18 protein-coding genes and 1 pseudogene are annotated in these 26,014 nt (G+C 45.2%); 14 read left to right on the top strand and 5 right to left on the bottom strand.

Features of this window, described 5'->3' with window-relative positions:
• Positions 1 to 813: 813 nt before the first annotated feature.
• From QUA47_RS20545 to QUA47_RS20535, 3 genes are all read right to left on the bottom strand, one after another.
• Positions 814 to 1,092, bottom strand: a complete 279-nt coding sequence (locus QUA47_RS20545; protein ID WP_333216098.1) for a Photosystem I reaction center subunit PsaK — start codon at positions 1,090 to 1,092, stop codon at positions 814 to 816.
• Positions 1,093 to 1,393: 301 nt separating this feature from the next.
• Positions 1,394 to 1,606: a chlorophyll a/b-binding protein gene (locus QUA47_RS20540; RefSeq protein ID WP_190656884.1), complete on the bottom strand. Its 213-nt coding sequence runs from the start codon at positions 1,604 to 1,606 to the stop codon at positions 1,394 to 1,396.
• A gap of 403 nt (positions 1,607 to 2,009) precedes the next feature.
• Positions 2,010 to 2,141: a hypothetical protein gene (locus tag QUA47_RS20535; RefSeq protein ID WP_333432113.1), complete on the bottom strand. Its 132-nt coding sequence runs from the start codon at positions 2,139 to 2,141 to the stop codon at positions 2,010 to 2,012.
• 43 nt (positions 2,142 to 2,184) lie between these two features.
• Here QUA47_RS20535 and hflX point away from each other — a divergent pair, with 43 nt between their 5' ends.
• Positions 2,185 to 3,777: a GTPase HflX gene (hflX, locus tag QUA47_RS20530; protein ID WP_333432112.1), complete on the top strand. Its 1,593-nt coding sequence runs from the start codon at positions 2,185 to 2,187 to the stop codon at positions 3,775 to 3,777.
• Between the two features lie 529 nt (positions 3,778 to 4,306).
• Here hflX and QUA47_RS20525 read toward each other — a convergent pair.
• Positions 4,307 to 4,534 carry a hypothetical protein gene (locus QUA47_RS20525; RefSeq protein ID WP_333432111.1) on the bottom strand — a complete coding sequence of 76 codons (228 nt, stop codon included), beginning with the start codon at positions 4,532 to 4,534 and terminating at the stop codon, positions 4,307 to 4,309.
• A 529-nt stretch (positions 4,535 to 5,063) separates the two neighbouring features.
• Here QUA47_RS20525 and grxC point away from each other — a divergent pair.
• The 13 genes and pseudogenes from grxC (at position 5,064) to QUA47_RS20460 (ending at position 23,854) form a co-directional block, all read left to right on the top strand.
• Positions 5,064 to 5,327: a glutaredoxin 3 gene (gene grxC / locus QUA47_RS20520; RefSeq protein WP_190656887.1), complete on the top strand. Its 264-nt coding sequence runs from the start codon at positions 5,064 to 5,066 to the stop codon at positions 5,325 to 5,327.
• Between the two features lie 67 nt (positions 5,328 to 5,394).
• Entirely contained in the window at positions 5,395 to 6,381 is a 987-nt protein-coding gene (gene gshB / locus QUA47_RS20515) for a glutathione synthase (protein WP_333432110.1), read from the top strand.
• Between the two features lie 170 nt (positions 6,382 to 6,551).
• A complete protein-coding gene (locus QUA47_RS20510) occupies positions 6,552 to 7,691 on the top strand; it encodes a Gfo/Idh/MocA family oxidoreductase (RefSeq protein ID WP_333432109.1) in 1,140 nt (379 codons plus the stop codon).
• A gap of 108 nt (positions 7,692 to 7,799) precedes the next feature.
• Complete coding sequence (locus tag QUA47_RS20505) at positions 7,800 to 9,638, top strand: CHAT domain-containing protein (protein WP_333432108.1); 1,839 nt, start codon at positions 7,800 to 7,802, stop codon at positions 9,636 to 9,638.
• 166 nt (positions 9,639 to 9,804) lie between these two features.
• Positions 9,805 to 10,386, top strand: a complete 582-nt coding sequence (locus QUA47_RS20500) for a hypothetical protein (RefSeq protein ID WP_333402832.1) — start codon at positions 9,805 to 9,807, stop codon at positions 10,384 to 10,386.
• Positions 10,387 to 11,095: 709 nt separating this feature from the next.
• Positions 11,096 to 13,597: a glycosyltransferase family 2 protein gene (locus tag QUA47_RS20495; protein ID WP_333432107.1), complete on the top strand. Its 2,502-nt coding sequence runs from the start codon at positions 11,096 to 11,098 to the stop codon at positions 13,595 to 13,597.
• A gap of 148 nt (positions 13,598 to 13,745) precedes the next feature.
• Complete coding sequence (locus tag QUA47_RS20490) at positions 13,746 to 14,096, top strand: AAA-like domain-containing protein (protein ID WP_333432106.1); 351 nt, start codon at positions 13,746 to 13,748, stop codon at positions 14,094 to 14,096.
• Between the two features lie 10 nt (positions 14,097 to 14,106).
• A pseudogene (locus QUA47_RS20485) lies at positions 14,107 to 14,613 on the top strand (AAA-like domain-containing protein); the annotation flags it as partial.
• A gap of 216 nt (positions 14,614 to 14,829) precedes the next feature.
• On the top strand, positions 14,830 to 15,618 hold the full coding sequence (locus QUA47_RS20480) for an SAM-dependent methyltransferase (protein WP_333432105.1): 789 nt from the start codon (positions 14,830 to 14,832) through the stop codon (positions 15,616 to 15,618).
• An 87-nt stretch (positions 15,619 to 15,705) separates the two neighbouring features.
• A complete protein-coding gene (locus QUA47_RS20475; protein WP_333432104.1) occupies positions 15,706 to 16,563 on the top strand; it encodes a tetratricopeptide repeat protein in 858 nt (285 codons plus the stop codon).
• Between the two features lie 65 nt (positions 16,564 to 16,628).
• Positions 16,629 to 18,023, top strand: coding sequence for a tetratricopeptide repeat protein (locus QUA47_RS20470; protein ID WP_333432103.1), 1,395 nt, complete (start codon positions 16,629 to 16,631; stop codon positions 18,021 to 18,023).
• A gap of 97 nt (positions 18,024 to 18,120) precedes the next feature.
• Positions 18,121 to 18,399 carry a hypothetical protein gene (locus QUA47_RS20465; RefSeq protein WP_333432102.1) on the top strand — a complete coding sequence of 93 codons (279 nt, stop codon included), beginning with the start codon at positions 18,121 to 18,123 and terminating at the stop codon, positions 18,397 to 18,399.
• 112 nt (positions 18,400 to 18,511) lie between these two features.
• Positions 18,512 to 23,854 (top strand): AAA family ATPase, encoded by a 5,343-nt coding sequence (locus tag QUA47_RS20460; protein ID WP_333432101.1) that lies wholly within the window; start codon positions 18,512 to 18,514, stop codon positions 23,852 to 23,854.
• 502 nt (positions 23,855 to 24,356) lie between these two features.
• Here the strand turns inward: QUA47_RS20460 and QUA47_RS20455 are convergent.
• Positions 24,357 to 25,790 carry an ABC transporter substrate-binding protein gene (locus QUA47_RS20455; RefSeq protein WP_333432100.1) on the bottom strand — a complete coding sequence of 478 codons (1,434 nt, stop codon included), beginning with the start codon at positions 25,788 to 25,790 and terminating at the stop codon, positions 24,357 to 24,359.
• Between the last annotated feature and the right edge of the window lie 224 nt (positions 25,791 to 26,014).

Here is a 26,014-nt window from a genome sequence, read left to right as displayed (position 1 = left end):
TGCTAAATATAATCTTTTCAATTTTCCTAACTTGAAAAGATTTGATGCCTTTTCACAATTCATATAGGATTGCTATACAACAAGAGTTAGGAAACCTGCTGCGTGCCCTTGCCAACCCTGACGGAATTTATGCCACAGCACGAACCCCTGAGAGCATCACTCCGACAACATTTGAGCAGTTTGCTGCATACAAACTACTGCCAAAATTGGTCTGATGAATACTCATATATTTTGTGTTGCTTTCAGCATAAGGCGTGGCTCATTTGGTAATCCAGCTATCTCAAAAGCTGATTTCTTTGTAGAAGAATCATCACTCTTGAGCAACAACCTACTTCCAACGTAATTGGCTAGAGTTATTCTATCGTGATTGTCAGAAATTGTTAGGATTATGCCTAGTATCCCGTCAGAGGAATGAGCCGTCTTTATGGGCATTGAATATTAGTATTTTGGGTCTACCGTTTGGTAATTTGGTATCAGTTGAAGGGTGAATTGCGTCCTTGCTAAGGGCATCACAATTTTTAACTACTTTTACGGAGATATTAAAAGCTTTGACAACAGCTATATCTTATAGATTTGTGGGTGCGCTATAAGCCAACAGTGACCTATTTCCTGTCGAGCAAGCTAGTTTGGGCTTGAAATTTGTTTAAGCCCCGTTAGTTGTAGGTGCATGGTAAAACAACCGATTTCTCCGTCATTCCCTAGAGATAATCAAAATTAGGGGTGAGTGCTTTTCACTTACCCCTGCTATTTTTTGTCAGCCGTTTAACCAACAAATTGCAGCAAGAAATCGCCCAAACAGCGGCGCAATTGCTACTAGATAGCCTTGTCGATACTCAGCGTCAAAATCGCCAATACTCCCAGCAAATGACCGGCGCTCATGCAAGCCAGAAATGCCGGCACGCTAACATTGTTGAACAAAGACGGGAAGGGCAAAGGCATTTTCGGCCCGACGTGGGGATACCAAATTCGGCGGCTGAGAACTAGCAAGGCTAAGATATTGCAAATAAACATCACCAGAGGCTTTTGCCAATTTCCTGATGCTGTGTCAGTCACAGTCGATGCTACTACTGCCAGTAAATTTGAGTTAATCATTGTTGATGCTCCTATTTTTCATAAACTATCAGAAATGCTCGATGAGATTTCTTTCCACCAATATAATAGCAGGAGCGATCGCCTTTACGTAATAAATATCTGTTGCTGTCAATATTCACCGCGCCAGCGACATCGCCCCCACCCGTAATCATCGAATCACAGCAAGAAGTCTCTTAATGCCATTCAAAAGTAACGAAAGATACAAAGGGACAAAACCATACTCGCTGCCATTTGTAACTTTTAGCCTGTCTGGCAGTGGCGGCATTTACTCACGCTGCCAGACAGGACAGACAGCTACTCATTACTGAGCAATGTAGGTAGGCAGAAAGTGAAGGATGTCACGCAGAACGCTATATCCAGCGGCGTCCCACAGCAAATAAGCTAAGAAACCAATCATCGCTAAGCGACCGTTCCAAAGTTCTGCTTGCGGGTTGAAGCCAAACAGAAAGGCATTCCGATCTTTACCGTTGTAAGCATTAGCCGTAGGAGGCACGTTAGTAGGACGAGTTTCCATGTTTTTACATTCCTTAACAATGTTCGCTTCTCATGGTAGCGACCTAATTTCTGCTTTGCTATCTGTCTCTAGGCCCATGATACACACAAGTCTAAAGGAGGATTTTGAAACAAAAAATAAAGTGTTAAGTTTTGTTGCGCGAAATTTTTCAGCGATCGCGTGTATCTGTAAATACTAAATACAACTGCAAGCTGAGGTGGCCACTGTGAAAGGCTCGATCGCCCCGTAGCGACAAACAACGGCGCTGGTGACTCGACAAGACTGAATCCGCGCTCTGCTAGAGGCAAGAAAATTTATTAAATTTGAACTTAAAACCCGAACACGATCGCCCTTGAGTTAACTAAAATAGGAGATAAACAGATCGATCGGGAGAAACAGTTATCGAAACCATCTACGGCCATCTTCAAGGTTTAAAGTCCAGCCAGCTCAAGCAACTCGAAAAGCTGTACCACCAGCGACTACCGGGCGATCGCATCACCACTGCAGAATTCGCCCAGCGCGTCGCCGCGATCAGCACGGAAATAGACAAACCCATCTGCACCTACATCAACCGCCGCGGACAAGTAATTCGCGTCGGCGTGGGTACACCCCGCCAAACGCAGATTGCGCCCTTAGAATTACCCCGCTACGGGGGAGGTCGCCTCAGCGGCATTCGCTGCATCGCCACCCATCTGAAGCCAGAAACCCCAAGCGAAGCAGCTCTCACAGCAATGGCAATTCAGCGCCTCGACGCCCTCGTTTGGCTGACACTGACTGGGGGAGGATTTCAGCGCCGCGGCGGCGGTGCGACTGGTTACATCCAAGAAACTTATCTCGCTCACTTGATACCCCAGGGAGACCAACCAAATTTTGAGTTCTCTGTTTTGAGCGCTCAGTTAGAACCAGATTCAACTGATGAAATAGAAGAGCCTTCAATTCAAAAGTCACTAATCAAAACTCAACACTTTCCCTGGAAAATATCAGAACCGCTAAATTTGGACGAACTCGCCAACCAAGACTTTCTGGATTTGGTGGAAGGACTCGAAGCAGAGTTTGAAGCAGAGTTTGTCGCTAAGCAGGTCGATGCAGACCAAGATAAAGTGCTGTTGGTAGGTGTAATGACTCAGCACATGACTCAGTTGGAGTTTGAGGACGGGCTCGCAGAAATCACGCGGCTGGTTGAAAGCGCGGGGGGTCAGGTGCTGCAAACAGTGCGCCAAAAACGATCGCGCCCCCATCCGCAGACAGTCGTCGGCGAAGGCAAAGTTCAGGAAATTTCCCTCGCCGCTCAAACGGTTAGCGCTAACCTCGTGGTATTCGATCGCGACCTTGCCCCCGCACAAATACGGAACTTGGAAACTCAGATAGGTATCCGGGTCGTCGATCGCACAGAGGTAATTCTCGACATCTTTGCCCAAAGAGCTCGAACGAGCGAGGGTAAATTACAAGTCGAACTCGCTCAGCTAGAGTACGCCCTGCCCCGGCTCAGAGGTCGCGGTCAGGCAATGTCGAGACAGGGTGGCGGCATCGGTACCAGAGGTCCCGGGGAAACCAAACTAGAAACCGAACGGCGGACGATCGCCAAACGCATTTCTCGATTGCAGCAAGAAGTAAATCAACTCCTGGCGCACCGATTCCGGCTGCGGCAGAACCGCCATCATCACGACGTACCCTCAGTGGCGATCGTCGGCTACACCAACGCCGGTAAATCGACTCTGCTCAACCTGCTCACGAATTCCGAGGTCTATGCCGCCGACCAGTTATTTGCCACCCTCGACCCCACAACTCGACGGTTGACCATTCCCGGCGTCACCGGGGAACCCCTGTCGCTCGTCCTCACAGATACAGTGGGCTTTATTCGCGAACTTCCCCCCGCCTTGATCGACGCTTTCCGGGCTACCCTCGAAGAAGTCACTGACGCCGATGCTTTGCTGCACCTTGTCGATCTCTCCCATCCGGCGTGGCAGAGCCAAATTCGATCCGTCATGAATATTTTGACAGATATGCCCGTCACTCCCGGGCCAGCCCTTGTAGTTTTTAACAAAATAGATGCCGTAGATGGAGATACTCTCGCCCTCGCCCGGGAAGAATTTCCTCAAGCAGTATTTATTTCTGCTGCCAAAGGTTTGGGGATGGAAACTCTCCGCGACAGATTAGCTCAGCTCATTCAATACGCCCTCTACCCTCGGTAAATACTGAAATATTTCTTTTGGGTAGTTGACATGGGGGAATATACGTACATATACTGAGGACAGATCTAGTCGAACTATGAGATTATAAAAGAGTAGTCAGATTGTGCATTGCAAAGTACAATACAGCATCTCTATTTTGCGATCGGTTAAATAAATAATTTCCGGAGGCCCCGGTCAAGGTAAAAACACTCTTTGTTAATGGCTGTAACGGCTATTGGTTCAGAGGTTGCAAAAAGATGTTGCTTCACTCTGGCCCAACCACGGTACGCGACGTAAAGGTGAAAGAGAATAATATTATTATTAAAGTGTTTGGGCACTCACCTCAAGCGCTATACTATCTTTTACAGACGTCCGCCAGAGAATACATCCATTTATTGTAAGAACTCTAAAATCCTTGCCCGTCGTACAGCGCTAATCTCTAGGACTATTTCTATTTTTCGATTTTACCACTGTTTAACTAAATAGTTATGTGTACGCCACTGGCAAAACTAGCAATTGGACTCTCTGCCACAATGGCAACAGCGTTTTACTATCTAGCTGCCGCCCCTCCGGCTTCAGCACAAGTAGATGTGTGTGGGCCTGGAAATTTTTCTAGTGCCTGTACCCCCAGCCAGGGATCAACAGCAACGCAACCGGACCCGCCATTGGCGACCCAGCCGAGCTTGCCCGAAATATACCCAAGCACACCTTCGAGAAACTCAACTTCTATTCCTGAACCGGGTACTGCGATCGCAGTCCTACTGACAGGTGCAGGCATGATCTGTTCGTGCAGAAAGCGAAACAAGCAGGTTGGTCCGCAGCGCTAGGCAGGCTGAGGACCAACCTGTTTGCCTTCCCAATGTCTCCGTTTATTTAAGCATGGGTATTTGTTTACTTAATATATAAAATAATAAAAACTTGTATACAAAATAACTTCACACCTAGCTTGTGCGCTGCAAATAGAGCCGGATGTTGAAGGAAGAAAGCTATAGCGACTTCAGTCAGGGTAAAAACAAGGAAGAAGGCAAATGCACTTCCCGGGAAGGGTTTCAGCAATGAATAACCTCCGGTGCAACGCCGAGAAGGTTGCTAGATGTAATAAAAATTAAAATATAAAAATTAAAATAAGATTGGTTAAGATCAATCCCTCGGACAGTTTTTGAGAGTCAACCGTATAATAAGGGTTTCAAGGCTCCAAGGCAAGTTCGCTACCAACGAAAAATCAAGGGTTTCAGCCTAGGAACTAAAAACAGTCCGCACTAGGGTTAAGATTACAATTAAAAAATATTGTTATTGCTTGAGCGTCCATGACCCCTAAAGTAGAAATTTACACTTGGAGAACCTGCCCGTTTTGCGTTCGTGCCAAAGCACTGCTAAAGCGAAAAGGGATTGATTTTACAGAGTACGCGATCGACGGAGATGAAGCAGCACGGGCTCAAATGAGCGATCGAGCCAACGGAGGCCGTACCCTGCCACAAATATTCATTAACGACCAACACATAGGTGGCTGCGACGACATCCACAAACTTGATGCTCTAGGCCAGCTAGACCCGCTGCTAGCAGCAAAATGAGGCATTCCTTGTCGAATTTTCAGTTAGCCCTAATTTTCCTGCGACCAATTCTTAATTTTAACTGACAATGAAATTTGCATTCATCATCGATCCCCTCGCGCGACTAATTCCAGGACACGATACCAGCGTAGCGCTGATGGAGGCAGCTCAAGAGTTGGGCCACGAAGTCTGGGCGACTCAAGCCAACGAACTAAGCGTCATCGGCGGCAAAACCTGGGCAATGCTGAGTCGGGTAGCCCTCACCCCAGTCAAACTGGTAGATGGACGCTGGGAGGCTGCTGAGGCTTGGTATGAGGTGGAACAGCCTACTTTGCAGCCTCTGGAAGCAATGGACGCAGTATTTATGCGGACAGACCCCCCAGTCAACATTCCTTACCTCTACGCTACTTACCTTTTAGATGGCATCGATCCCACTAAAACTTTGGTAGTTAACAGTCCCAAAGGATTGCGGGCGGCCAATGAAAAGATGTATGCTTTGCAATTTGAGGGAGCGATCCCCGAGACAATTGTTTCTCAAAACAAGCAGGTAATTCGGCAATTTGTTGAGAAAAAAGGAGCAGCAGTTCTTAAACCCTTGGGTGGCAAAGCTGGCGAGGGGATTTTGTTCTTGGAAGCCGACGATCGCAATCTTAACTCCCTGGTGGAAATTAGCACTCAACAAGGGCAAATTCCAGTGATGGTTCAGACTTATCTGCCGGAAGCAAAAGAGGGAGATAAACGGATTATATTGTTGAACGGCAAGCCCATTGGTGCTATCAACCGCATTCCCACTGGCAATGAATTTCGCGGCAACATGGCCGTCGGCGGCCGAGTGGCAAAAACCGAAATCACCGATCGCGAACTGCAAATTTGCGCTCAGTTAGAAGCCGTGCTGCAACGGGACGGACTGTACTTTGTCGGCATTGATATCATTGGCGGTTATCTCACAGAAGTTAATGTTACCAGCCCTACAGGGATCAGAGAAATTGACTTGTTTGACGGCGTTAATTTGGGCAAACAAGTAATTGAATGGGTGGAGAAGGAAGAAGGAAGAAGGAAGAAGGAAGAAGGATGAGGGAAGAAGGAAAGCACAACACAGATTAGGACACGGATACACGGATTAATTATCGAGCGTCAGGCAGATGTTGCAGTCGTTAGTTATTTGTTAGTTGCTACCAATTCCCAATTCCCAATTCCCAATTCCCAATTCCCAATTCCCAATTCCCAATTCCCAATTATTAAATTATGTCAAAAATTGGCGTTGCAGTAGTCGGTACAGGTTTCGGTCAAAAAGTACACCTTCCCGGATTCCAGGCCCATCACCGGACAGAGGTTGTGGCTGTTTACCACCGGAATTTAGACAAAGCAAAGGATCTCGCCTCTACCCACAATATCCCCTACGCTTGCGACTCGATCGCCGATATAGTAGCGATCCCCGAAGTAGCGGGCGCCAGCATTTCCACACCGCCATTTTTGCATTTTGAAATGGCAAAAACCGTCTTGGAAGCAGGCAAGCATTTATTATTAGAAAAGCCCACAGCCCTAACAGCAAATGAAGCCAGGGAACTATACCGATTGGCCAACAACGAATCTCAAACCGATTTTAAAAATGGTGGTTCGAGAGCAATTGCCACAATGGATTTTGAGTTTCGCTTCATCCCCGCATGGCAAATGCTAGCAGAATTATTGGCAGCAGAATATGTGGGAGAAAAGCGTTTAATTAAGGTTGATTGGCTGGTGTCGAGCCGCGCTGATGCGAGTCGCCCCTGGAATTGGTACGCGCAAAAAGAGCGAGGGGGCGGAGTTTTGGGCGCGACAGGTTCTCACGTTTTTGATTATATTAGCTGGCTGTTCGGCCCGCCTCAGAGGCTTTCTGGGCATTTGATTACAGGAATTTCGCGGCGGCCCGATCCGAATGATTGGGGAAATTTAAAATTAGTTGATGCCGATGATTCGTGCACGTTGATGTTGGAATTAGCCGGGGGAACTCCTTGTCAAGTTTGTTTGAGTTCTGTTACTTATCAAGGGCGAGGACACTGGGTGGAAATATACGGGAGTAAGGGTACGTTGGTGTTGGGAAGCGATAACCAGCAAGATTACGTCCACGGATTTCGCTTGTGGGGTTCCCAAGGTGGAGAACCTTTAGCTGAAATCAAAATTCCTCAAAGATTGGAGTTTCCTCAAGTTTATCCAGACGGGAGGATTGCACCGTTTATTCGAGTAGTAGATAGGTGGGTAGAAGCAATAGATGCCGGTAAATCGTTGATACCGTCGCTCAGAGAAGGGGTTTACTCGCAGTTGTTGATGGATTTGACCCAGGAGTCGAATGCTACGGGAACTTGGGTAGATTTACCGAAGATAGATAAATTTTTGGATACTAAGTAAAAGTAAAAACTGCCAAAGCAATCTCACGCACTCGATCGCACCCCAAACCCGATAAACTACAAATAGAGAAACTCAATCCAACCCTATATCCAGAGTCGGTAGTTGTGAATGGCGCGCCCTGAAAGTCCTTGCCTCAGTATAGCGATCGCTCGCCTGAGAACCGCTGGGGCAAACCATTTTGCCACTTGGGTTCTACAAGCTCCCTATCCCAGCGGGTACGTTCACCACGACTGTATGTGGCCCGATACCCTATCTCAATCTTGGAAAGCTTGGCAGGAAATGTTTTCGCCCTCCGGGACAATTCACGAATTGCCCCTAAATCCTGATGGCAGTTTCGTCTCGCCGGAAAACAACCAGAATATACTGGCAGAAACTGAACAACGAAGTCCTCAGTCGCTAGACCTCGCTCCAGCGACGCCCTCTGTGCCGCTGCACCTCGGCCAGCGGGGGTGGGGCGACAAAGGGGATCAGCATCCGCCTCGGCCACCGGCAAGCTACAGCAGCCGCCTGATGCAGCATTTGGGGATTAATCTTTGGCAGTGGCTGTTTGAAGGGCCGATTCAGGGTAGTCTCCAGGAAAGTAAAGGTATCGCGATCGGGCAAAATCTACCCCTGCGAGTGCGCGTAGACTTGCGCGAACCGTATTTAATTGCTTTACCTTGGGAAATTATGCAGCCTCAAGCCGGTCAACCGGCAATTTCTCTGTCGCAGCAACTGCTGTTCAGCCGCACTACCAGCAATGTTGAACCTTTGCCACCCCTGCAGCCTGCAGAGTCGCTCAACATTTTGCTAGTTTTGGGACAAGCAGAACCCGGCCGCGGTGCTAATTCTCAATTTTCCAACAGCAATAACGGTCATTTGCAGTTGGGAGAAGAAGCACTCGCCTTAGCTGGCATTCTGGAAAGTGCTTTTCAAACCGACGACAGCGGCAAATATTTTGACATCAGCGTTCCGACTCGCGTCGATACTCTGATCGAACCTAGTCCGGCGGAACTAATTTCTCGGCTGGAAACGCAAGCTTACAACATTCTGTTTTACGCCGGCCACGGGATACCGGGCCCCGACGGCGGCTTGCTATTTTTGGGGCCGGAAACGGCGATTAATGGTACTGAACTGGCTCAGGTTTTAGTTCGGTGCCGCGTGACTCTGGCAGTGTTTAATGCCTGCTGGGGAGCTCAGCCGGCGGTGGAGAGGCTGCACTCAACTAACGGCCAGCAACAGGCGATCGCCCGTAGCAGTTTGGCTGAGGTACTGATCCATCACGGGGTGCCTGCGGTGTTGGGGATGCGGGACTCGATCGCCGATCGCGAGGCCCTGAGTTTTATCCAAACTTTTGCCCAAGCTTTGGCCGGACGGATGTCGATCGATCGCGCAGTCGCCGTCGCCCGACAGCAGTTACTAACGCTCTACAAGTTCAATCAACCGGCTTGGACGCTGCCTGTGCTGTATATGCACCCTGAGTTTGACGGTCAGCTAACTGAGCCGGTAGATGACCTCAAAACAGAATTGCCTTTAAATTCTTCTACTTGGCTGGGACGCTTGCCGTCTTGTGCTTATTTGCGGGGGCGCGATCGACCAAATGCCAAATCCACCGAATCGACCAATCAGGTTTGGCCGATTCGCGCAGGTATGGTTCGAGTCGGACGCTGGGAAGAAAACGACGTAGTGATTCGAGAACAGTGGGTTTCTCAAAAACACGCCGAGATTTTCTGCCGAAACACTATCGGAGATAGCCGGGGCGAACCTAGCTACTTCCTGCGCGATTTTTCTCGTTATGGGACTCTAGTTTTGGGGCCTGAGGGATGGCAGAGAGTTCACCACCAAGAATTGCTGCTGCGATCGGGCACTCAGCTAAAATTTGGCAGTTCTCAAGGTCAGATTTTTGAGTTCACTATTGAGGTTGCTAAAACTTCGGGCTACAGTGAGACTGATTGCGGAACGAATTAAGGTGCGCGTGTAGCTAATGAAGGCAAGCGGCGAGTGGCACAGCAAAGTTCTGGGCGTTGAGTCTCCAATCTGAATTTAAAAGAGTTACTTACCACTGATAGCTCCCAACTAGCTCTTGGCACAGTCCCCCTTCTATATTTTCCTTTTCCCCCTGAGGTATTACATCATGGCTACCCAATCTCCTGATTCTGAATATTTTCGCGACTCACAAACTCAGGCCCAGATGGAACTTCTCGCCACAATAGTTCAGACTGATGTTGCTTATCCCTGGAATCCTGCACAGCTTGAATCAGAATCTTATTTGGCTGCCCTAGAGCAGGAATTTGCGCTATCTGATTCCTTCAGCGACAGCGATATTGCCCTGAAGTCGCAAGTTTTATTCTCGCAATTAGAACAAGTTTGGCTGACGACTGCTCTGCAAAAGTCTTTGCGCGAAAAATTTGCTCGCGTTCCTCAAGATTTTCTGGCCAGCATCGCTCAAAGCGTGCAAAACGCAACTGTTAAGTATCAATCTTTAGCTGACCAAATGGTAGAGTGTGTCTTAGATATTTTGCCTCAGTGGGCTGAGGAAGATTTGCAGGTGTTGGCACGTCCTTTGGCTTATGCGATGCGAGATGTTGATTCGGAAGGGGCGGAATTAGTCATGGCTACTAAAAGACCTTGGGCCCAATTGTCCGAAATAGAACAAGCCAGAGTTAGTTTGGCTGTTGCCCGCTATGCAATCTCGCAATTAGAAATTGCTGATTAGTTTTTTGATGGCTGGGTTTTTGGGCTGCGATAGCGGTAATTTTTTTTAAATTAATATAAAATTAATCTACCTTTAGTTAGATGTCAAATTCGTCTAATTGTTAAGTCCTATGGATTGCTATAGTTTGATATAGCAATCCTATTTGATTTGTAGACAAGATAATTTTTTTTGAACTATAGCAAGCGCGCCCGACGGTTAGGACTCAGATGTGGCAGCATTTTCAATAAGCTTTTTAGGGGTGGCGTCCGAGAAACGGCCCCCAATAAAAATTTTTTATTGTGGAACAGGCCCGAAAGCCTTTTGCAGCAATGTCAGCAAAAGGTAAGTTAGGAGGTTCTTAATTGCTGAAATCCTTGCCCAAGATTGCTTCTGACCGAAAGCATCCAGGATACAAGCCCCCGAATTTATCCGTGGGGTCAATGCTTCAATCTAAAATCTAAAATCTAAAATCTAAAATCGATTGAGTTCTCTCGCGACGATAACTAAAGCCTTTTTCCTTCTTCCTTCTTGCTTCTGCTATATTTTGCCAGGTTTGGACTCGCTAAGAAGTTTGGCAACACCAAGCAAGATGAATTATCATACAATGGTCAGAATGTTAAAAAATGTAAATATAATAATTGGGGTGTGTCGGAATTTTCAACTGAATTAAAAAGTGGACAGCAGGAAACCGTTACTGTTGTATGCACGATCGGGACTTTAAAATTATTTTATGACAACTTCAAGATTTGATCTTCAAGACTTGAAACGCCGCTTTTGGCGGATTTCGCGGGTGCCGACGGCCACGCTAGTCGTGTTGGGGGCGGTTGCTTTCGCAGGTGCGATCGCTGGGGCCTGGTTTGCCCGTGAAGGTACAGTCAGCGGTATTTTTGCCACAATCAACACTTGGCAGCAAAACCCGCCTGTGTGGCTGCAAGTGCCTGCTACGAGCAAGATGTATTTGTTAGTGCCGACTATCGCGCTTGTCTCCGTTGCTTTAGCTGCAATTAAAATTTCGCCTCAACCGCAGAAATGGTCGCGCGCTGTGGTAGTTGCAATAGTTCTGGCTTTAACCATTCGCTACGTTTTATGGCGATCGCTCGCTACTCTAAATTTAACCGATCCCCTCAACGGTATCTTTAGTTTGGGGCTGTTTTTCCTAGAAATGCTACTGGTTTTCAACACCAGTATTCAACTGTATTTAATGCTGAGAATGAAAGACCGGCGTCGAGAAGCCGATCGCATGGCAGTTGCAGTGGAAGCTGGAAACTTCACCCCGTCCGTAGATATTTTTATCCCAACTTACAACGAACCGGCTTTTATTTTACGGCGCACTGTAATCGGCTGTCAAGCTTTAGATTATGCCAACAAAAAAGTATATTTGCTCGACGATACTAAGCGCCCTGAAATCAAGTTGCTGGCAAAAGAACTGGGATGCGAGTATATAACCAGACCCGATAATATTCACGCCAAAGCTGGAAACATTAACCATGCCACAGGCTTAACTCATGGAGAACTAATTGTAGTTTTCGATGCAGATTTTATCCCAACTAAAAACTTTTTAACTCGAACAGTTGGATTTTTTCAAAATCCCGAAATCGCCCTCGTTCAAACACCGCAAAGCTTTTACAACCACGACCCCATCTCCCGTAATTTAGGTTTAGAAAATGTGCTCGCGCCGGAAGAAGAAATATTTTACAGGCAAATTGAAATCATCAAAGACAGCGCCGACAGCGTGGTTTGTTGCGGTACATCTTTTGTAGTTAGGCGGAGTGCTTTAGAAGCAGCGGGAGGCTTGGTCACAGATTCAATCTGCGAAGATTATTTTACCGGAATTCGGCTGTCAGCAACCGGATATCGCTTAGTTTATTTAGATGAAAAATTGAGTGCTGGTTTGGCGGCTGAAAATATAGAGGCTCATCTAAATCAAAGGCTACGCTGGGCGCGAGGCACGCTTCAGGCATTTTTTATTGATTCTAATCCTTTAACAATTCGCGGTCTCACATTCGTACAAAGGCTGTCTCATTTGGAAGGATTGCTGCACTGGTTTACCAGTTTAACCAAGGTTTTATATCTGTTGATACCTTTAGGTTATTCGTTTTTCGACATAATTCCTTTGCGGGCAAGTGCGCGGGAATTGCTGTACTTTTTCCTGCCTTACTATTTGGTGCAACTTACTGTGTTTTCTTGGCTGAACTGCCGATCGGGATCGGCTTTGCTTTCCGATATTTATTCGTTCGTCCAGTGTATTCCTTTAGGGGTGACGGTAGTGAGTTCCATGCTGAATCCCTTTGGGAAAGGGTTTCAGGTGACGCCAAAAGGAATTGCGAGCGATCGCTTTAGTTTTAACTGGAATTTGGGATGGCCTTTGATTGTCTTGTTCGCAGCTACAGCAGTCAGTTTGTGGCACAATTTACACATTAATTTAGTTAGAAATGTTGGCACCGTACAGTCAATATCAGAAAGTGCACATTTGTCAAAAGGAATGAGTTTGGGATGGATTTGGAGCGCTTACAACCTGCTGATGATCGGGATTGCATTACTGATTTTGGTGGATATTCCTAAGCCGGACATTTACGAATGGTTTAATTTACGCAGGGTTGTACAATTGAATATTGGCGGTCAAAGTTTTTGGGGTGTAACCACTGTAATTTCGGAAAGTGGCGCTGAAGTTGCTCTGACGCAGTGGCCAAGTTTTGCGGTGAAAAATAAAGGCAGTAAAGAGAGTTTTACAGCAGCAGAAATTTTGCCAAAATATGCCTTTGAGACAAGTTTATCGCAGGGTAAAATAAAAGCGGTTCCTCGAAGTGCGGCAGTCAAAGCGAGGAACTCGCTAGCGCCGTCTGTTCTTGAGTTGGGTACTAAGGGGAGTTTGGCCAAAAGTTTGATTGATTGCGATTCGGCGACTCTGGAAATTATGGAAGAGAAATGTTTTATTCCTGTGGCTAAGATTGAGTTGGTGAGCGATAAATCTCAGTTGGAGTCGAGTTTTCGGGATGGGAAAGAGTGCAGTTTTGGGGAATTTCCCACTGTGCGAATTGCGTTCGATCGCCTGAACATTAGCCAGCACCGCTGTTTGATCGAAATGCTGTACTGTCGCCCGGGCCAGTGGAAGCGGCAGGAAACTCCCGGAGAATGGCGATCGCTGTGGCTGTTGTTGAGAATCGCTTTGAAACCGAGGGCTGTTTTTGAGAGGAATAGGCCAGTTAGGCCGATCGGAGTTTCGCAACTTTAGAGTGAATTTTTCCTAGTTGGGAATTTTGCACCGCTGATATAGCAATCCTCGCATCATTTGTGAAATTCTTACCGACTCAGAGCGGGTTCGGGGAGGGTTGGGGTGGGGTAAAAATTTACGACTCCTGCAAGGATTGCTATATCAGCAGATGAAGGCTGAGGAATTTTTAGATTACCTTACCTCATATCTTTTAAGTAATCGTGCAAAAATATTTATACATTTTCAGTTAGCAAATAGAGAAATTTTTCAAGATTTGGAGAGATTCTTGCGGTGGTTCTGCGCCAATGTCGGTTTGGGTTTGCAACTGGGCAATCAAATAGCAGAATATGGGGAGGATCTATTTGGCAGCCCGGTTAGCTGCAAGATGTACTTCGAGCAGTATTTGCTACTCTCAACAACCAAACCCTTAGTATTAGCTTTAGACGATATCGATCGCTTGTTTGCCTATCCCAATTTGACGATCGACTTTTGCGGACTTTTGCGAACTTGGCACTCCTGAAGCCAAAAATCGGGGAATTGGGCGAAAACTCCGGTTAGTCGTGGTACACTCCACTAAGCTGTATATCCCGCTGAGCGCAAATAAATCGCCGTTTGATCCGGAACTACCGCCCTTTAACAGCGAGCAAGTGCAGGATTGGGTGAAACGGCAAGGACTGGATTGGTCAGCGGAAGATGCCCAGCAACTGACGGGTTTTGTAAACAGGAATACCTATTTAGTACGGGTAGGTCTTGATCGTATCGGGCGTGGGGATGTCACTCCAGAGCAAGTATTGCAAAACTCTCCCATCTCTGCCGGAATTTATAGCGATCGCCTAAAACGACAACTGTGGAACTTACAACAGCAGCCAGAGTTGCTGGCAGCCTTCGTGGGAGTTGTCAAAAGCAGCACACCTGTGGAGTTGTATTTAGTGGAGGAATTTAAGTTGGAAAGTATGGCGTTGGTAAATTTACAAGGCAATCTGGCGACGGTAAGTTGCGAGTTGTCTAGGCAGTATTTTGGCGATCGTTTGAAGTAGCAGTCGATCAGATTTTTCAGGAAGACCGAGCGAGCAACGCTAAGTTGTCATTTGTATCATGCTACGTTGTTTTGCTTGCTTTGCTTTTATCCGAGCTGCAATAACAGCTAAAAGAGCTTAACAACTTACCTCTTAGCAGCTTTAATTATATAACTAGCAATTTGCGTTACTACCATAACTGAAACACATTTTGCGATCGCTGGGAGGAAGTTACATTTGAAAACGGGATCTTTAACTGTTGTCGGGACGGGAATTCAATTAGTTGGTCATCTGACCTTAGCAGCGAAGGCGTCGATCGAGCAAGCTGACAAAGTTCTGTTCGCCGTAGCCGATCCTGTTACTGCTAAATGGCTACAGACACTCAATCCCACCGCAGAAGCCTTACCTTACAATACCAACAATCAGCGGCGTAGAGAAACTTATCGAGAAATGGTCGATCGCATTTTGGCTGAAGTTCGTCAGGAGTTGAATGTTTGTGCTGTTTTTTACGGTCATCCCGGTGTCTTTGCTTACCCTACCCATGAAGCAATTAAACAGGCGCGTCACGAAGGCTTTCGGGCGCAAATGTTGCCAGGAATTTCAGCCGAAGATTGCTTGTTTGCAGACCTCGGTATTGACCCAGGACGCAATGGATGTCAAAGTTTTGAAGCGACAGATTTTCTGATTCGGCGGCGGAAATTTGACCCGACCAGTGCTTTAATTTTGTGGCAGATTGCGACGATCGGCAATCTGGGTTTTTATCAAGAAGAGATTCTATTGCGCGGTCTAAACGTGTTAGCTGAAGTTTTAGAAACATACTATGGTTCTGACCACGAAGTAATTGTTTACGAAGCAGCGGTTTATTACCCGGTTTGCGAGCCAGTTATCCAGCATATTCCTCTGTCTAAATTGGCTGAGATTCGTGTTACTCTAGTTTCGACACTTTATGTTCCGCCTCAAGCGCCTGCACCTGTAAACAGTGAAATGATGGCACGGTTGGGTATGTCTTTTGTTAAAGAAACTTAAGGTATTTTGCAAAGAGAATGTAGTAAAAACTACACTTTTTATTCAGCAGATAAAAAATGTATGTGTTAGAGGAGAAAAAATGTGGTAATGTCGCTTTATATAGAACAAAACCCCGACGATGCTAGGGCTCTGGCTCATCATGGTGAACACCATCGGCTGACGGGACATTTTGAAGCAGCTTTAGACGATTTCAACCGATCGCTCGACTTGGAGCCTAACAATGCTTGGGCGATCGCACACCGGGGCGAAACCTATTATTTGATGAAACGCTATCAGGAGGCATTCGCAGATTTCAACCGCGCCATTGAACTGAACCCTGATTATAATTGGGCGATCGCACACCGAGGCGTAACCTACCGCTTTCTGGGAGAAGCATATTACACAAAGGCACTGGCTGACTTGGATCGAGCAATTGAGCGTCAGCCGGATTACGTTTGGGCGATCGCTTATCGCTGTCGCGTTTATGAGTTGATGAAGTGTTACAAGCAATCCCTGATTGACTTCGATCGAGCGATCGCCCTTGACGAAACCATATTTGCGGGGAAAAATTGGCAAATTGAGAAAGGGTTGATTCTTTGCTATGACGGTCAATATTCTGAGGCGATCGCCTGTTGCCAACAGAGGTTGCAACAGGTTTCCGATGACACTACAGCTTTGTACTGCATCGCGGTATCTAAGGCGCGCTGGCAGGGATTAGACAAAGCCGCAAGCGAAATCGAGCGATCGCGGACAGCATTACTTGCTCAATGGGAAACAGGCGATCGGGGAGATATTCTGTACCGACTCTGCGGCTTGGCAATTTTGACAGGGAACTGCGAACAAGCATGGCAATATCTGCGAGAAGCTATTCCTATCAATGATGAAGCCATTGAGTTAGTCGGTCACGATCCAGCTTGGTTGGATTGGCGGGACGACCCGAGAACTCAGGCATTACTCGCTAGTTAAGTGTTTGAGAAAACAAATTTCAAGTAATTAAACATCAAGTGTCTTTTCAGGAGAATTTTATGCAGATGGATATCAGCGATATGATGATGGCTCAACAAGCAGAAACTCTTCGCTTGTCAGGGGCTTACGAACAGGCGATCGAGATATTTGAACAACTCCAAATGTATCCTGACAATGCTTGGGTTAATGCTCACTTAGGAGCAACCTATTACCATTTGATGGATTATGGGAAAGCAAAACATTATTTAAAGAAAGCGAGCGACAAAAACGATAAGTATTTCTGGGCTCATGCACAGCTAGGTGAAACCTATCGTCTTCGAGCAATTACGGAAAATAACAAAAGACCAGAATATGTTGAATTAGCTATCGAGCATTTCCAAAAAGCGCTTGATAAACCACCAGAAGACAGCAACTATGCGTGGGCCTTAGCTCACTTGGGGGCAACCCATCGCCTGTATATAACTAAGGGTATCAGCCAATTCCTGAAGGAGCCGATATCTCAGCAACCTAATCCAGAGAATTATTGCGGAAAAGAAAAGATAAAACACCACGCCGAAGACGCTTTGAAATGCCTTAACAGAGCGATTGAACTCATGCCTACATACGCTTGGGCATGGGGTATGCGATCGACAGTTTACAGATTGACTCAAGACTACGAAAATTCATTCTGGGATTTGGGAGTTGAAGCTGTAATAGCTCCCAGTATGGAGATTATGCAACAGTCTTCTTCTCCCGTTCCATTCTTGAAAAGTGGCAGGGTAAATCTTTACGAACACGCTTTCTTGTCTTTTTATTTGACCAAGAAACACTCAGACCCAGAGGATAAAAAAATACACTACATTAGGGCGATCGCTTTTCTCCAACAAGCTTTGATACTTAGTCCAGGGGACTTGATGGCTAAGCTAATTCTCACCATAATTGAGGCTAACCAAAAGAAGGAAGAAAGGGGGTCATTAAAACCCAATGACATTAAAAATATTCAAAGAAAATTAGATCAGTTTTTTGCAGATACAGAAGTGGAGTTTTGCCAAAAAGGTAAAAAGCTATTGCGACATCAAATTAATGTTCCAAAACCGTCAGTTAGTATCGAGCAGTTGAAATGGATAAATAGTCATGCTGAGGAGGGACATAAATTAAAGAAGCTTGTTTTGGAAGAGGTGATCAAGAACCCTACATCAGGTGTTGAAAAAGAGCCTCAATTATGGCTATGGAAAAACTTTGAGGTGACAGAGATGTGGAGTTATATTCTTTTCTTTCTTGCCGAAGTAAGCCATATTCTGGGAAACAAAAGTAATATTGGTACAGAAACGGCTTATCTAGAGCTTGCATTCCTCATCAATCCTTACTACGTTACAGAAAGGCTTTATCAAACTCCAGTGTTTTCACATGAACACAGAACAAAGATATTTAAAAAGTTGCACGATGATGGAATAGTGTTAAAATTTTCTGAACCCAATTAATGAAACCCTTAATTGCCAGAAAATCAACTGAAAAAATCAATGACGATTAGTTTAGTTCTTCACTGTTCGCGACCTTAGAGATTTAGGAGAATATCCCATGAGTAACCTATTGGATTTATTAACAGATTTAGCACTTGACACGAAGAAACAAAGTGCTTTCCTCAATAACCCCAGTTCCTTAATGGAAGAAATGGGTTTAACGGAAGCAGAACAAACTGCAATGATGAGCGGTGAAAATGCTAAAATTGCCGCACTCTTTGCAGACGAACGAGTGCCGCTTGCCATTACTGCCGTCGATCCCGGTCCCGATCCCTTGCCAGATCCAGACCCTTTTCCTCCTTCTCCACCGTCAGACCCCCAACCTGACTCTAACTAGGATGTGGTATTGAAGTCAAACCACTAATAATTTTATACACTTGGGAAAGTAGATTGATATTTCACAAGCTCAAACCGCACTTGTTGCGGTTTTTTATCCTCAAAACCTAACTATGCAAAATTACCAAATTACTGAAAAACTGCATGAGAGCAGTAACTCGTTAGTCTATCGCGGATATCGGCAAGCAGACAATCTGCCTGTTATCCTCAAAATGCTCAAACAAGCCTATCCTTCACCTGAAAAAATTGCCTGGTTTAAGCGAGAGTATGAAATAACCCAAAACATTAACTTACCAGGGGTAATAGATGTTTACAGCTTCCAAAACCTAGAAAATCAGTGGGTAATTGCCTTAGAAGATTTTGGTGGTGAATCCCTCAATCGGATAATCGCTAAGAAGCAATTTACAATTGCTGAATTTCTCCACCTGGCAATTGAGATTGTTGACATTCTCGGTCAGGTTCACCAACAGCATATCATTCATAAAGATATTAACCCATCAAATATTATTTTAAATCAGCAGACAGGTAAGCTGAAGCTAATTGATTTTGGCATTTCCACAACACTGTCGCGAGAAAACCCAACCTTTCTTAACCCGAACGTATTAGAAGGAACGCTGGCTTATCTCTCGCCAGAACAAACAGGTCGCATGAATCGAGCCATTGATTACCGCACTGATTTTTACTCGCTGGGCATAACCTTTTATGAATTACTAACCGGACAGTTACCTTTCCCCACGAATGATGTTTTGGAATTAGTGCATTGTCATATTGCTAAACAACCTACCCCACCGCACGAACTCAAACCAGAAGTTCCACCAATTATTTCGACCATTGTGTTGAAATTAATGGCAAAAAATGCTGAGGAACGCTACTTGTCAGCATATCAAATAAAGGCAGATTTACAAGAATGTCTCAGACAGTGGCAGAGCAAAGAGCAAATTGACCCTTTCCCAATCGCTCGGCACAATATTTCCGATCGATTTCAAATTCCCCAAAAACTGTACGGGCGAGAACGGGAAATTTCTGCCTTATTAGCTGCTTTTGAGCGAGTTAGTCAAGGAACCAGTGAAATGATGCTGGTTTCTGGATATTCTGGGATTGGAAAAACAGTATTAATCCAGGAGATATATAGGCCGCTGACTCGCCAACACGGTTATTTTATTTCGGGTAAGTTTGACCAATTTCAACGAGATACTCCCTACGCATCCTTAATTCAGGCATTTCGTTCATTAGTACGGCAGTTACTAACAGAAAGCGATACCCAAATTAGCAAATGGCGAGAGAAGTTACAAGCGGAATTAGGGGAAGCTGGAGGGGTAATCGTTGAAGTTATTCCTGAAGTAGAAATAATTATTGGTTCCCAACCACCCCTACCAGATCTCCCGCCAGCAGAACAGAGAAATCGCTTTAATCGGGTTTTGCAAAAATTTATTAATATATTCACACAACTCGAACATCCCTTAGTAATTTTCTTAGACGACTTACAGTGGGCAGATAGAGCCTCGCTAGAATTAATTCAACTGTTGATGACAGTAGCCGATAATAAATATCTATTTCTAATTGGTGCATATCGGGATAATGAAGTAAGCGAAGCACATCCGCTAACTCAAATTTTGGAAAATATTGCCAAAGCAAAAGTAACAACCATTAATAAAATATTTTTGACACCTTTAGCCTTAACCGATATTACGCAACTTTTAGTTGATACGCTTTTTGCGGAATCAAAAAATGCTAAGCCACTTGCCAAATTGCTCCAGCAAAAAACTGGTGGTAATCCGTTTTTTATCAATGAATTCTTAAAATCCCTGCATTCTGAAGCATGGTTATATTTTAACTACGAATCTCAGAAATGGCAGTGGGACTTAGAACAAATAAAAGCGCAACCAATTACAGATAACGTTTTAGATCTGACGAGCAAAAATGTAAAAAAACTCCCGACAGCAACTCAGGCAGTATTAAAATTAGCAGCTTGCGTGGGGAATCAGTTTGACTTGAGAACGCTGGCGATTATCTATGAAAAATCCCTCCAAGAAACAGCAACAGATTTACGGTCAGCACTCCAATCCGGTCTAGTTATACCCCTCAGCCATGCCTATCAGTTGGCGGAACTTAATGTAGCAGGTTTGTCCGATCAGTTAGTTGCAGAATACAAATTTGCTCACGATCGCATTCAACAAGCAGTTTACTCTCTCATCTCCGAACCTGATAGACAATCAGTACATCTGCGCGTGGGCAGGTTGTTACTTCAAAATACACCATCTGAAGAAGTGGCACAGAAGCTGTTTGATATTGTCAATCAGTTGAACAAAGGCCGAGCGCTGATAGATCAACAAATAGAGCGATACGAGTTAGCTCAATTAAACTTACAGGCAGGTAAAAAAGCCAAATCTTCAGTGGCTAGCCAACCCGCTTTCAATTACCTTCAGATCGGCTTAAGTTTGTTAAATAAAAAGAGTTGGTCGCAGCAGTATAACCTTACCTTGGATTTGCATTTAGAAGCAGCAGAAACAGCTTATACAATTGCCAACTACGATGAAATGGAGCGCTTATCTGGGGTAGTTTTGCAAAAAGCCAAAACGCTGTTAGAGAAAGTAAAAATATATGAAATTAAAATGCAAGCTTATTGCGCCCAAAGGAAATTCCTAGAGGCGATCGACATTGGGCTAGAAGTTCTGAAATTACTTGGGGTAGAATTACCGCAACGACCGAACCAATCCGATCTGGCACAAGAGATGGAGCAGATAAAATCTGCTTTAGCGGGCAGGCAAGCCCAGGATCTAATCGACTTACCGCAAATGACCGACCCGTATAAACTAGCAGCTATGCGGGTGATGAACTACTTGTTGGGTCCTGCGTTCATAGCAATGAATCAACTGAGCTTATTAATTTGGTGCCGACAGGTTAATTTATCGATTCAGCATGGTAATGCTGCTAGCTCTGCTTTACCGTATATAGGTTACGGAATGATCCTCTGCTCGTCAGGAGAGCTTGACACTGGCTATCAGTTTAGTCAACTTGCTTTGAAGCTACTGGATCGATTCAAAGATAGAACATTTAAAGCAAGAATTTATGCAATATATAAGACATTTATCAAGCATTGGAATGAACCGCTCAAAGACACATCTTCTTTGTGCATGGAAGCTTATCAATGTGCGATAGAAACAGGAGATATTGAATATGCTGCTAGTATTACCCTTAGCTATGCTTACGCTTTGTACCTCAGCGGTGTGGAGCTGATCGATGCCAAGAAAGAAATGGCGAAAGCCCTTGAATTTACTTATCAAACTCAACAGGAAGCATACATTCATTGGGGTAAAATCTCTATGCAGGCGATCCTGAACATGGGGGAACAAGTAGAAAATCCCTGCTGTTTGATTGGTGAAGTATACGACGAACAAAAGATGATACCCGTTCATCAAGCAGGTGGCGATCGAACTGGGCTCATGCACGTTTATTCACATAAAGTTATCCTCTGTTATCTTTTCGAGGAATTTCAGCAAGCTGTGGAGAATGCAGACCGCTTTGAAGAATACTCAGCTAATGCAGGCTCCTTTTTTATTCTCCCTGTTGTCTATTTGTATGATATGTTAGCCCGACTAGCGCTCTATCCTAATTCCTCAGAAACGCAAAGAGAAGAAATCCTGACAAAGGTGGCTACTAAACAAGAAAAAATGGAAACATGGGCAAAGCAAGCTCCCATGAATTACCTGCACAAATTCTATCTAGTGGAAGCGGAACGCGATCGCGTATTAGGCAACGATAAAGATGCCAGAGAATATTACGATAAAGCCATCATCTTAGCCCGCGAAAACGAATATCTCAACGAAGAAGCCCTCGCCTACGAACTAGCAGGCAGGTTTTATTTAGCCAGAAATCAAAATCATGTTGCCCGTCACTACTTGCAAGATGCCCACTATGCTTATCAGCGCTGGGGGGCTGTAGGTAAAGTAAAAGATTTAGAAGGGCGATACCCGCAGTTTTTAGCCATTCAGTGGCTTGGTTCAACCAGAACAGATACTGACAATAATACCATCAATCCAGTCACCACAACTGGTAGAAATTCCGGGGAAGCGCTAGATTTTGCCGCAGTAATGAAAGCATCCCAAGCTATCTCCGGTGAAATCGTTCTCGAACAATTGTTAAACCAGGTGATGAAAACTGTAATTGAAAACGCAGGCGCTCAAAAAGGTTTTCTCCTTCTGAATCAAGGCGGGAATTGGGCGATTGAAGCCGAAGCTGCAGTAGAATGCGAGATCATTACCATTATGCAATCCCTTCCCGTAGATTCTGTAGATCCTGCCACCGGAATTCCCTTGCTGTCAACCGCCATAGTTAACTACGTCGCTCGCAGCCAAGAAAATGTAGTATTAAATAACGCCACCGATGAAGGACTATTTACTGGGGATTCTTACATTACCGCAACTCAACCCAAATCGATCCTCTGCACTCCCCTACTCAATCAAGGCAAACTAGGTGGTATTCTCTACTTAGAAAATAATTTGGCGATCGGTGCATTTACCTCGGAAAGAGTCGAAACTTTAAAAATCATTGCCGCTCAAGCTGCGATATCCATTGAAAATGCAACTCTCTACGAAAAATTAGAAGATTACAACCGAACTTTAGAGCAAAAAGTAGAAGAGCGAACCGCACAATTAGCCCAAGCTAATGCAGAAATATTGGGTTTGAACGAACGGCTCAAAGTAGAAAACCTTCGCATGAGTGCCGAACTAGATGTAACTCGCCGCCTCCAACAAATGATTTTGCCTCAACAGCAGGAATTAGAGTCAATTGAAGGGCTAGAAATTGCTGCATTCATGGAACCGGCTGATGAAGTTGGCGGCGACTACTACGACGTACTAAATCACGGCGGTAAAGGCACAATAGGCATCGGCGACGTGACAGGACACGGTTTAGAAAGCGGCGTGTTAATGATTATGGCTCAAACAGCAATTCGCACTTTGTTGGTTCGCAATGAAACCGACCCAGTTAAATTATTGCAGACAGTCAACCAAACGCTTTTTGACAACGTAGAACGCATGAATTCCGGTAAAAATATGAGCCTTTCGTTGCTGGAATATCGGGACAACACCCTGCGTTTGAGCGGACAGCACGAAGAGGTGATTGTCGTGCGTTCCAGTGGCGAAGTAGAGCGGATTGATACCATGGACTTAGGCTTTCCCATCGCCTTGGAAGCAGATATTGCCGATTTCATTGCTTCTACTGAAATACAGTTAAATTCGGGGGATGTTGTCGTACTCTATAGTGATGGAATTACGGAAGCTTTTAATATGAAGGACTCTCAGTACGGTATCGAGCCATTGATTGAAGTTATTGCCCTTCACAGGGGACAGTCAGCAGCAGAAATCAAGCAAGCTGTTATTGACGACCTGCGGCGATACATCGGGGAACAAAAAGTATTTGATGACATTACTTTGGTAGTAATTAAACAGAAGTAAGTATGGAAAAATTTAGTTGAGGAATGATACCGAGAACACGGCACTGCCTTTCGTCGTGTCAACTTAAGCTTTTAGTTTATCAGTCCTCCCGCCTATCCGGCAGTCCGCCAGGGGTTGAAACCCCTGTCTAATAGCTAAAGTCCTCTGAAGAGGACTCATGAGTTTAAAAAATTTTCTTCTCAGTCCTCTGGAGAGGACTTTAGCTTTGAGGCGGGGAATTCATTCCCTGTCGGACTGTCGGACTACCTGTTTAACGTTAAGTTGACACCAATGGGCACTCGCGGTGTCTCTACGGTCAAATAATCAAGAACACTTAATGAGAGATGTAATTCTCACCCGATTAATTGTAGGCAAATGGCACGGCCGTGTCCTGATTGGGGGTAATATTAATTCCGATGCAAGCGGGTTTGATATAATTACTCATCTTGTTAGCATTTCTGCTGGATAATTCAGAGAACTTATTACTGAATGTGATCACCTAAATTTCGCGATCGCAAATAGTTTACAAACCGGATATCGGCACAAACTCGTAACCGTAACTCGTGCGATTTCCGGGTTTAACACTTACTAATTGGACTGCTCGATTGCGATCGCCCGAAGGTAAAAACCGAATCGGGCCGGATGCTCCATTTGCCGAAAAATCTGACGCCGATAAAGCTTGTTGAATGCCTGTACGAGTCGGATTGCGCCCTAAACCGGCAATTAACGCGATCGCCGCATCGTAGGCTAAAGCTGTGCGCCAACTTACTTCAGCATTCCAAAGTTGTTTGGATGTTTGGGGAAAGTTTGACTGCGGATCTGCGAGAATGTGCCAAGGAACAGCCAGCACCATATCTGTTGCTCCTGCGCCACCGATTTGCAGTGTTTTAGCACTATAAGCACCGTCTCCCGCTAGTAATGGCAGCCGCTTGGCGTTTACTTGCACTACTTGCAAAGCTTGGTCGAGCGTGGCTGAATTGGATGCTAACAGAATCACTTCTGCTCCTTGGGCGATCGCACTTTTAACGCTATCGGCCGCATTAAAATTGCCATTAGCAAAGTCAAATTCCAATAGTATTTGTCCTCCATCTCCGTAAATAGCAGTGGTGAATTCATCTTTTAAAGATTTGCTGTAACTGCTGGCAGAATTGAAAAATACAGCAGCTTTTTGCTTTTGCAATTTTTCCACCATATAGCGGGAAAGAGCATTAGCCGCAAAGCGATCGCTCGGCACAGTCCGAAATATATTCTTGCCAACTCCTGAAAGCTGCACAGAGGTACTTGTCGGAGAAATTGCTACTAATTGTTTTTGCTGGTAAATCTTGCTGGCTGCTAGGGTTGTATCTGAACCAAAATGCCCGATAACTCCTAAAATTTCCGAGTTATTGGCTAAAGCACTGGCAATTTGGGCCGCCATTTCTGGCTTGTTGTCATCGTTAGCAATTAACACTTTTAATGGAGTGCCGCTAATGCCGCCGCTTTGGTTGATTTCATTTTGAGCTTGAGCTACGCCCCGCATAATTTCTAGAGCAGCATTGATATCGCCGCCAATGGGAACTGCTGCGGCAATTGTGTAGGATTTTTGATCGCCGATGCGGGCGTTGTTGAGGTAAATTAGTGCTTCTGGATCGTTGCGATTGGTTTTCAGCGAAGCTTGTAAGTCGGAAATAGCTGCGTTATAGTTGCCAGATGCGATCGCCTTTACTGCTGCTTGTTTGGTGGTTGTTGCTCGCTCGGGAATTAACAGTTTTTGTCCGGCACTCAGACGCTGCCCTATTGCCTCCTCTGACTGCGGCGAATTCCCCGTCGCAGAGTTGGGAAATGTCTGATTTTGGGGTGATAAACCTCCGAGATTGATGCCGCCTCGGCTTGTGAGCCACCAAATACCTGCACCGGCTAGCCCGATCGTAATTAGGAGCGATAATACCAGAACCGCGGTTTCGTTTTTTTGGGACATGGCGGCAGAATTTTAGATTTTAGGTTTTAGATTCAAAGAAGGAAGGAAGTTCGGCAACGAGAAATGTACGGGATGTAGCGCATTTAATAAGAAGTTTTCCTTCATTTAATAATTTATATAGCAATTATTCTACTTGTACTACTGGAGATAGATGATTTTTGGCTGACATCTACATACATTTTAGCGCGTGGTAATTTATTTTATCTTGATATTCTAGAATCTAG

Source organism: Microcoleus sp. MON2_D5 (assembly GCF_036701905.1).
Classification (GTDB): Bacteria; Cyanobacteriota; Cyanobacteriia; order Cyanobacteriales; family Microcoleaceae; genus Microcoleus.
Note: the sequence above shows the minus strand (reverse complement) of the source record. Positions and strands in the feature narration are given on the sequence as shown.

Excerpts from the sequence above, each read along its gene's own strand:
- QUA47_RS20545 (WP_333216098.1), bottom strand. The coding sequence starts at position 1,092 with ATGATTAACTCAAATTTACTGGCAGTAGTAGCATCGACTGTGACTGAC.
- QUA47_RS20540 (WP_190656884.1), bottom strand. The coding sequence starts at position 1,606 with ATGGAAACTCGTCCTACTAACGTGCCTCCTACGGCTAATGCTTACAAC.
- QUA47_RS20535 (WP_333432113.1), bottom strand. The coding sequence starts at position 2,141 with ATGGGTTTGTCTATTTCCGTGCTGATCGCGGCGACGCGCTGGGCGAAT.
- QUA47_RS20525 (WP_333432111.1), bottom strand. The coding sequence starts at position 4,534 with ATGCCTGCACCTGTCAGTAGGACTGCGATCGCAGTACCCGGTTCAGGA.
- grxC (WP_190656887.1), top strand. The coding sequence starts at position 5,064 with ATGACCCCTAAAGTAGAAATTTACACTTGGAGAACCTGCCCGTTTTGC.
- gshB (WP_333432110.1), top strand. The coding sequence starts at position 5,395 with ATGAAATTTGCATTCATCATCGATCCCCTCGCGCGACTAATTCCAGGA.
- QUA47_RS20510 (WP_333432109.1), top strand. The coding sequence starts at position 6,552 with ATGTCAAAAATTGGCGTTGCAGTAGTCGGTACAGGTTTCGGTCAAAAA.
- QUA47_RS20505 (WP_333432108.1), top strand. The coding sequence starts at position 7,800 with ATGGCGCGCCCTGAAAGTCCTTGCCTCAGTATAGCGATCGCTCGCCTG.
- QUA47_RS20500 (WP_333402832.1), top strand. The coding sequence starts at position 9,805 with ATGGCTACCCAATCTCCTGATTCTGAATATTTTCGCGACTCACAAACT.
- QUA47_RS20495 (WP_333432107.1), top strand. The coding sequence starts at position 11,096 with ATGACAACTTCAAGATTTGATCTTCAAGACTTGAAACGCCGCTTTTGG.
- QUA47_RS20490 (WP_333432106.1), top strand. The coding sequence starts at position 13,746 with ATGAAGGCTGAGGAATTTTTAGATTACCTTACCTCATATCTTTTAAGT.
- QUA47_RS20475 (WP_333432104.1), top strand. The coding sequence starts at position 15,706 with ATGTCGCTTTATATAGAACAAAACCCCGACGATGCTAGGGCTCTGGCT.
- QUA47_RS20470 (WP_333432103.1), top strand. The coding sequence starts at position 16,629 with ATGGATATCAGCGATATGATGATGGCTCAACAAGCAGAAACTCTTCGC.
- QUA47_RS20465 (WP_333432102.1), top strand. The coding sequence starts at position 18,121 with ATGAGTAACCTATTGGATTTATTAACAGATTTAGCACTTGACACGAAG.
- QUA47_RS20460 (WP_333432101.1), top strand. The coding sequence starts at position 18,512 with ATGCAAAATTACCAAATTACTGAAAAACTGCATGAGAGCAGTAACTCG.
- QUA47_RS20455 (WP_333432100.1), bottom strand. The coding sequence starts at position 25,790 with ATGTCCCAAAAAAACGAAACCGCGGTTCTGGTATTATCGCTCCTAATT.